This is a genomic window from Cellulomonas sp., from assembly GCF_035634735.1.
GTDB lineage: Bacteria > Actinomycetota > Actinomycetes > Actinomycetales > Cellulomonadaceae > Cellulomonas.
The window spans coordinates 1-7,425 of sequence record NZ_DASQCJ010000164.1 but is presented as its reverse complement, the minus strand read 5'-3'; the positions used below and the strand labels follow the sequence as shown (position 1 = coordinate 7,425).

General features: G+C 76.7%; 8 protein-coding genes. 4 read left to right on the top strand and 4 right to left on the bottom strand.

Translation table 11 applies throughout. The features are described from left to right. From VER05_RS13855 to VER05_RS13845, 3 genes are all read right to left on the bottom strand, one after another. A partial coding sequence (locus VER05_RS13855; RefSeq protein WP_324845920.1) for an alpha/beta fold hydrolase occupies window positions 1-671 on the bottom strand: 671 nt, incomplete at its 3' end. 43 nt (window positions 672-714) lie between these two features. Next, a complete protein-coding gene (locus tag VER05_RS13850) occupies window positions 715-1,590 on the bottom strand; it encodes an SDR family oxidoreductase (RefSeq protein WP_324845919.1) in 876 nt (291 codons plus the stop codon). Between the two features lie 76 nt (window positions 1,591-1,666). Further along, window positions 1,667-2,371, bottom strand: coding sequence for a DUF1361 domain-containing protein (locus tag VER05_RS13845; protein WP_324845918.1), 705 nt, complete (start codon window positions 2,369-2,371; stop codon window positions 1,667-1,669). Between the two features lie 93 nt (window positions 2,372-2,464). Here VER05_RS13845 and VER05_RS13840 point away from each other — a divergent pair, with 93 nt between their 5' ends. Then, window positions 2,465-3,481 carry a hypothetical protein gene (locus VER05_RS13840; RefSeq protein ID WP_324845917.1) on the top strand — a complete coding sequence of 339 codons (1,017 nt, stop codon included), beginning with the start codon at window positions 2,465-2,467 and terminating at the stop codon, window positions 3,479-3,481. A gap of 82 nt (window positions 3,482-3,563) precedes the next feature. On the opposite strand, the gene VER05_RS13835 is transcribed toward VER05_RS13840, so the two are convergent. Then, window positions 3,564-4,412 carry a hypothetical protein gene (locus tag VER05_RS13835; RefSeq protein ID WP_324845916.1) on the bottom strand — a complete coding sequence of 283 codons (849 nt, stop codon included), beginning with the start codon at window positions 4,410-4,412 and terminating at the stop codon, window positions 3,564-3,566. A 147-nt stretch (window positions 4,413-4,559) separates the two neighbouring features. Here VER05_RS13835 and VER05_RS13830 point away from each other — a divergent pair, with 147 nt between their 5' ends. The 3 genes from VER05_RS13830 to VER05_RS13820 are packed head-to-tail and all read left to right on the top strand — an operon-like array spanning window position 4,560 to window position 7,422. Then, window positions 4,560-5,822, top strand: coding sequence for a hypothetical protein (locus VER05_RS13830; RefSeq protein ID WP_324845915.1), 1,263 nt, complete (start codon window positions 4,560-4,562; stop codon window positions 5,820-5,822). Beyond that, on the top strand, window positions 5,819-6,580 hold the full coding sequence (locus VER05_RS13825; protein ID WP_324845914.1) for a glycosyltransferase family 2 protein: 762 nt from the start codon (window positions 5,819-5,821) through the stop codon (window positions 6,578-6,580). Before VER05_RS13830 ends, VER05_RS13825 begins: the two co-directional genes overlap by 4 nt. Continuing rightward, window positions 6,577-7,422, top strand: coding sequence for a carbohydrate deacetylase (locus VER05_RS13820; protein WP_324845913.1), 846 nt, complete (start codon window positions 6,577-6,579; stop codon window positions 7,420-7,422). Before VER05_RS13825 ends, VER05_RS13820 begins: the two co-directional genes overlap by 4 nt. Window positions 7,423-7,425: the final 3 nt, after the last annotated feature.

The following is a 7,425-nucleotide window of genomic DNA, read 5'->3' as shown; positions in this document are numbered from 1 at the left end:
GGGTAGTGCGCCCGGCGCGCCCACGCGTCCTCGAAGCCGACGACCGCGTCCTGGCGCGCCGTGAGCACCAGCCCGGGGCGGGTGAACGGCTCCGGGTCGGCGTCCTCGGGCTCGCGGTCGAGCGCGTAGCGGGCGGCGATGCGGTCGAGCGCCTGCTGGTCGGCGGCGAGCAGCCCGGGGCGGACGTGCGCGAGGAACGCGCGGGCGTGCGCCACCGACTGCACGACGGCGCCCTGGGCGTAGTCCGACGCGGCCCCGCCGGCCAGCGCCAGCGCCTCGGGGTCGGTGCGGAGCACCGTGGCGGGCGGGACGGTCCGGTGGGCGTGCTCGGCGACGAACACGCCCGCGATGGTCGCCAGCCCCAGCACGCGCTGCCGCCGGTCGTGCGCCACCTGCCGCGCGACCATGCCGCCGAACGACTGCCCGAGGACCGCGAACGGCTGGTCGCCGATCCGGCGGTCCAGCTCCGCCTCCACCGCGGCCACCACGTCCTGGGTGCTCGCGACGTCGCCCACGGGCGTCCCGCCGGCGCCGGGCAGGTCCAGGTAGAGCCGGCGCCACCCGCCGGCCGCCTCGACGACGGGGTCCAGCGGCAGCAGCAGCCGGTGGTCGACGCCGAAGCCGTGCAGCAGGACGAGCGGCGTCCCGGTCCCTCGTTCGATCACGTTCACCGGCGCACCGTAGCGCCCGGCACCGACACCCGGGCCGGCGCCGTCACTGCAGCCCGAACCCGCCGTCCGAGGTCAGCACCTGCCCCACCACCCACGACCCGGCCGGGCTCACGAGCCACCCGATCAGCCGCGCGGGGTCGGCGGGCTCGCCCCAGCGCCCGAACGGGGTCGCGGCCCGCAGGGCGTCGAGCTCGGCCAGGGGCCGGTCGGTCGACCCGGGGTCCAGGTACCCGGTGTTCACCGGCCCCGGGTTCACGGTGTTGAGCACGACCCCGACGTCCAGGAGCTCGGCCGCCACCGTGGCCGTCACCCCCGCCAGCGCGGCCTTGGACGTGGCGTACGCGACCTCGCCGCGCATCGGCCCGTGCTGCTGCCCGGACGTCATCCAGACGACCTTCGGCGCGCCGGCGGGGTCGGCCGGCGCGGTCCGCTCGCGCCGCTCGCCCGGTCGGGTCCCCGCCGGCGGCGCGGCCGCGAACCGGCTCGCGAACCGCTGCGTGAGCTGGATCGTCGACCGGGTGTTGGCCTGCCAGAACGCGTCGAGCACGTCGGGCGTCATGTCGAGGACGGAGCCGTCGCCGCCGCTGCGGGCGTGGTTGCACACCAGGACGTCGACGGCGCCGGTCAGGCCGAGCGCGGTGTCGAACAGCGCGTCGACCTGGGCGGGGTCCCGGAGGTCCGCGCTCGCCCGGCCCGCGACGGCGCCGCCCCGCAGCGCCGACCGGACGCCGTCGGCGACCGCGGCCAGGTCGTCGCCGCCCCAGGGCTGGTCCGCGTCGTGCGGGGCGAAGTCGTGCGTGAACACGCTGGCGCCGAGGCGCGCGAGCTCGCGGGCGACGGCGAACCCGATGCCCTGTCGCCGGGACACGCCCGTGACGAGCGCTGTGCGGCCGGCGAGGGGCAGGTCCTCGAGATGCATCTCGCGACCGTAACGCGGCCGGTCAACGGGATTTCCGGCCGCGCCACGCTAGCCCGGCGCCGGCGCCGGCGCCGGGCTAGCTCAGCGCCACCACCGCGCTCACCAGCGGGCCGACGACGACGAGGTGCATCAGCCCGAAGAACGCCCCGCAGACCAGCGTGAACCCGGCGGCCTCGACCAGCCGCCCGGGCGCCCGGAGGTGGGCCACGACGCGGGCCACGAGCCGCCACGGCCGCAGCACGTCCCAGCTGTTCACCCGGATGTTCCGCCCGAGGTGGACGCCGAACGCGGCGAGCAGCAGCACCGCGACGGTCAGCCAGCGCACCTCCGCGGACAGCAGCGCGTCGACGTCGTCGAACCGCAGCGCCACGTAGGCGAGCTGGACGAAGAACACGTTGATCAGCATGTTCAGCACGCCGGACATCGCCAGCGACAGCACGAGCAGGATGTCGTACCACTCGGGCACCCGCTCCCCCGGCTTGCGGTGCGACTGGTTCAGCTCGGTGACCAGGTAGCCGGCGTTGGGCAGCAGGAGCAGCCACACCAGCACGACGACGACCTCCGCGGCCGCGCCCACCGCGCGCGGCGCGCCGGCCGCGAGCAGCACGGCCACCACCAGGACCCCCGCTCCCAGGACGACGACCGGCGCGACCGACAGCCCGATGTTCAGCAGCATCGGGCGGTACAGGCGGGTCCGGAACAGGGGCGCCCGCGCGAGCACCAGCAGCAGGGCGAGCGCGTTCATCCCGACGATGCCCAGCACCGTGTCCTGCAGCAGCACGTCTCCCCCGTCCGCGGGCGTCCGACCCGCCCGTGACGAAGCCTGGCACGGCCCGGGCCTGCTGACGTGCGGATCGGTGCCAGGATCGGGGGCATGCCGAGCCAGCGTCCGCCGACCTCGCCCGCGCACCGGCCCCGGTGGCTGCGCGCGGTGAGCCTCCTGTTCGTCCTGCTCGTCCTGCTGGCGCTCGCCCTCGCGGTGGCCGGGGTCGCGGGCGTCGGGGGCGCGTGGCCCGCGGCGGGCGTCGGTGCCGGGGCGGCGCTCGCGCTGCTGCTCGTGGTGGGGGTGCTCGCGGTGCGGCGGGAGGGGCGACGGCCGGCGGCGACCGCGTACGACCTGGTGGTCGGCGCCGAGCGGGCACGCGAGCACCGCCCCGGCGGGCCCGCCCCGGTCCGCGTCGGCTGGGCGGGCCCCGAGGGTCCCGCCATCGACCCGGCGACCTGGCCGCGGTCGCCGCGCACGCACCAGCCGATGATCCACTGCGCCACGTTCGAGGTCCCCGAGGAGTTCCGCCGCCGCGACCCGGCGCTCGTGGGCGTGTCGGTCTTCGACTGGCCGGACGCGCTCGGGTTCCGTCCGCCGCCCGCCTTCGTGACGGAGGCGCTCGCCGGTGGCGCGCCCGCCGACGCGTTCTGGGCGGACGTCGCCCGGTCGCGACCGCACCCGCACGCCCACGTGCGCTGCGACGACGACACGGGCTGCTTCTACGCCGTCGTGCTGCTCACCGAGCCGGAGCTGACCGGCCCCCGCACGGCGCGCCCCCGGCAGGGCGCGGTGCTCGGAGAGGACGAGGGCGTGGACGAGGCGAGCCGGCGGCGGTCGGGCCTGTTCGGCGACCTGTACCGCGTCGAGCGGGACGACCCGAACGCGGGCCTCGCCCCGGCCGACGACGCCGCGGACGGCGCGCCCGGCTCCGTCGACGTGGCCGACCGGTACGAGCGGTTCGCCCACAACCACCTGGGCGGGACGCCCATGGACCCGTTCGGTCTCGGGCGGCGCGCGCCGTCCCCCTGGTACCTGGAGGTGCACCGCCTCGGCGGGCTCTGGGTGGGCGACGACGAGAACCTGGTCGTCGACCTCGCGGCGGACGCACCGGTCCTGCACCGCTGAGCCCCGGCCGGGGCCGGTCGCGCTCGGCGGCACCGGGATCGTCCCCGAGGCGCGCAGTCGCCGCCCCGGGCCCCGCGGGCGGTCAGCCCGGCGCGCCCACCCGGTCGGGGGTCCGGAGCCCGTCGGTCCCGGCCCGCGTCACGGTGAGCGTGCCGCCGAGCACCGCGAGGAACGCGAGCACCGCCAGCCAGGTGAGGCCCGGTCGGGCGTGGTCACCGGCGACGAGCACGCCGAGCGCCGCTCCGACCGAGGTCTCGGTGGCCACCGTCGCCGCGGTCGCCGCCATCACCGGGGTCCGCCGCAGCGCCACGACCGTGAGCCCCAGCCCGAGCACGCCGCCCAGGCCGCCCGCCCAGGCGGCGGGGTCGGTCAGCAGCGCCGGCAGCGAGGAGAGGTCCACCACGCGCGCCCCGAGCGCGAGGAGCCCGTAGCCGAGCCCCGCACCGACGGCGAGCAGCAGGCCGGAGCGCGCGGAGCCGGTCCGTGACGCGACGGCCCAGGCGCCGACGGCGATCAGCAGGGCCGCGACCACCGCCCCGAGCCGCACCGCGAGGCCCGGCACCGAGCCGGGCGCGGAGGTCACCGCGACCGCCAGGCCGACCAGGCCGGCGCCCAGCGCGCCGAGCCCGCACCAGTCCCGGGCGCGGAGCCGGGCGCCGAGCAGCGGGACCGCCAGCAGCGCCGCGACCGCGAGGCTGGACGCGCGCCCGGACTGGACGACGAACACGGGCAGGCCCCGCAGCGCGGTGAACGCGAGCACGAAGCCGGCCACGACCAGCGCCAGCGCCCCCAGGTACACCGGCGAGCGGAGCAGCCACCGCGCTCCCCCGATGCCGGCGCTCGCGGGCAGCCGCCGCGCGGCCACCGCCTGCAGCACCACCGCCGACCCCGAGCACAGCGCCGACGCGCCGACGGCCAGCCATGCGAGCACCGCGACCTCCCCCTCGCACCGCTGCCCCGCGGTGCCGTCTGCTGCGCCGGACGACCCGGATGCCGAAAGGCCCAGAATCGGACGCCCCCGGATCCTATACTCGCCGCGGAGGAGGCCAGAATGTGCCTCCGAACAGGGGGAACACCGATGCGCGGACCCGCGCTCGTCACGCACGAACCAGCACGGACGCGCCCGTCCGCGCGCTGGGCCGCCGCAGTCGCCGGCGCGTTCGCCGCCGCCGTCGTCCTGCTCTCGGTCGTCGTGTCGGTGGCGTACAGCGGCGTGGAGGACCGAGCCCGCAACGCGGTGCTCGCCGGCCCGACCTGGCTCGACGGCTGGTTCCAGTACGACGCCGGCTGGTACGTGCACATCGCCACCACCGGCTACGAGTACACGCCGGGTCAGCAGTCGTCGATCGCCTTCTTCCCGGTGTACCCGCTCGGGGTCCGGGCGCTGAGCGGCGTGCTCGGTGACGACGTCCAGCTCGCCGGGCAGCTGCTCGCCGTCCTCGCCGGCCTGACCGCGGTGGTGGTGTACGCGCTCTGGGCCCGGGCCCGCCTCCCCCACCGGGCGGCGGTGCTGGCCGTCGTCGTGCTGCTCGTCTACCCCTACGCGCTCTACCTGTACGGGCCGATGTACGCCGACTCGCTCTTCCTGCTGTCCGCCGTCGGGGCCTTCGTGCTGCTCGAACGCCGCTGGTACGCCGCGGCCGGCCTCGTCGGCGCGCTCGCGACCGCGGGGCGGCCGGTGGGGGTCGCGGTCGCCGCCGGGCTCGTGGTCCGCACGCTCGAGCTGCTGGCCGAGGACCGCCGCGCCCGCGCGGGCGAGGTCGTGCCGCCGGAGACGGCCGGTGGTCGGCGCGCGTGGCCCGGCTGGCGCGACGTGCTGGGCGCGGTCCGGGACGTCCGCGGCCGGCACCTGCTGGTGCTGCTGTCGGGGCTCGGCCTGGCGGCCTGGGCGGGGTACCTCTGGGTGGAGTTCGGCAACCCGCTCGCGTTCGTGGAGGTCGAGTCCGCCCCCGGGTGGAACCAGGGCGTCGGGCCGCACACCTGGTTCAAGATCACGTACCTCGGCACGCTGCTGAAGGGGCCCTACGACGTCGCGGCGCTGCTCACGCTCCAGGCCCTGGCCTGCCTGTGCGCGGTGCTGCTGCTGCCCCGGGTCCAGCGGCTGTTCGGCTGGGGGTACACCGCCTACGCGGCGCTCGTCCTGCTCATCCCGATCGTCGGGACCAAGGACTTCATGGGGACCGGCCGGTACGTGCTGGTCGCGTTCCCGGTCATGGCCGCCGCCGGTCACCTCCTCGCGACGACGCGCCGCCGGTGGCTCGCCGTCGCGGTGCCCGTGCTGCTCGCCGCTCTGCTCGTCCTGCTCACCACGCTGTTCGCCCGAGGGGTTGCCGTCTCATGATCCGTGCCGTCGAACCGGAGCCGCTCGGGCGGATCTCGGTGTTCTTCCCGATGTGGAACGAGGAGGCGTACGTCGAGCGCGCGGTCGGCGCCGCCCTGGTCACGTGCCGCGAGCTCGTCGAGGCGAAGGTCGTCCTCGACTACGAGGTGATCGTCGTCGACGACGCCTCGACCGACCGGACCCCGGAGATCGCGGACGCGCTCGCGGCGGACGACGAGCACGTCCGGGTGGTGCACCACCCCGTGAACCGCAAGCTCGGCGGCTCCATCAAGTCGGGCTTCGCCGCGGCGACCGGGGACGTCGTGCTGTACACGGACGCCGACCTGCCGTTCGAGATGCGCGAGCTGGTCCGGGCGCTGCGCGTCCTGCAGACCTACGAGGTCGACCTCGTCTCCGCCTACCGGTTGGACCGCACCGGCGAGGGGCCGCGGCGCGCGGTCTACTCGTTCCTCTACAACGGGCTGATCCGCGCGATGTTCGGGACCCGCGTCCGGGACATCAACTTCGCCTTCAAGCTCGTGAGCCGCCGGGTGCTGGACCACGTCGTGCTGCGCAGCGAGGGGTCGTTCATCGACGCGGAGCTGACGATCCGCGCGCAGCGCGCCGGCTTCGAGATCCTGCAGATCGGGGTCGACTACTTCCCCCGCACCCGCGGGGTCTCGACGCTGTCCTCCCTCGGCGTCATCCGCACGATGCTCGGCGAGATGTGGACGCTGCGGCAGGAGCTGCGGGCCCTGCCGCAGCGGGAGGGCGCGTGAGGCGGCTGCTCGTCGTCACCGCGGACGACCTCGGGCTGACCCCGGGGATCAACGCGGCGGTCCGCCGGGCGCACGTCGAGGGCGTGGTCACGGCCACGTCGGTGCTCGCGGTGGGCCGGGCGTTCGACGGCGCGGCCCGGCTCGCACGCGAGCAGCCGGACCTGGAGCTCGGCGCGCACCTCGCCCTCGTCGGCGAGGACCCGCCCCTCCTGCCGCCGGGCCGGATCCCCAGCCTCGTCGACGCCGACGGGCGGTTCCCGCTGTCCTACCGGGCCGTGGTGGGGCGCGGCCTGGCCCGCCGGCTCGACCCGGCCGACCTCCGGCGCGAGCTCGGCGCCCAGCTCGAGCAGGTGCGCGGCATCGGGGTCCCGGTCACGCACGTCGACACGCACCAGCACACCCACCTGTGGCCGGGGGTCGCGCGGGTGGTGGTCGACCTCGCGCGCGAGTTCGGGATCCCGGTCGTCCGGCTCCCCCGCAGCCGCGCCCGCGGCGCGGTGGGCGCCGGGGTCGGCGTCCTCGCCCTCGGCCTGGGGCGGCGGCTGCGTCGCGCGGGCCTCCGGACCACGGCGGACTACGCGGGGCTCGACGAGGCGGGCCACCTGGACGCGGCGCGGTTCGCCGGCGCCCTCGCCGCGGCGGCCCGGCGTGGCGCGCCGACCCTCGAGATCAACAGCCACCCGGGCACGCCGGGCGAGCCCGGGCTCGCCCGGTTCCGGTGGGACGACTACCAGTGGGGCGACGAGCTCGCGATGCTGGTCGACCCGGCGACCCGCGACCTCGTGCACCGGCACGGCTACGCGCTCGCGGGGTTCCGCGACCTGGAGAGGACGACACCGTGACCG

Excerpts from the sequence above, each read along its gene's own strand:
- VER05_RS13850 (WP_324845919.1), bottom strand. The coding sequence starts at position 1,590 with ATGCATCTCGAGGACCTGCCCCTCGCCGGCCGCACAGCGCTCGTCACG.
- VER05_RS13840 (WP_324845917.1), top strand. The coding sequence starts at position 2,465 with ATGCCGAGCCAGCGTCCGCCGACCTCGCCCGCGCACCGGCCCCGGTGG.
- VER05_RS13830 (WP_324845915.1), top strand. The coding sequence starts at position 4,560 with ATGCGCGGACCCGCGCTCGTCACGCACGAACCAGCACGGACGCGCCCG.
- VER05_RS13825 (WP_324845914.1), top strand. The coding sequence starts at position 5,819 with ATGATCCGTGCCGTCGAACCGGAGCCGCTCGGGCGGATCTCGGTGTTC.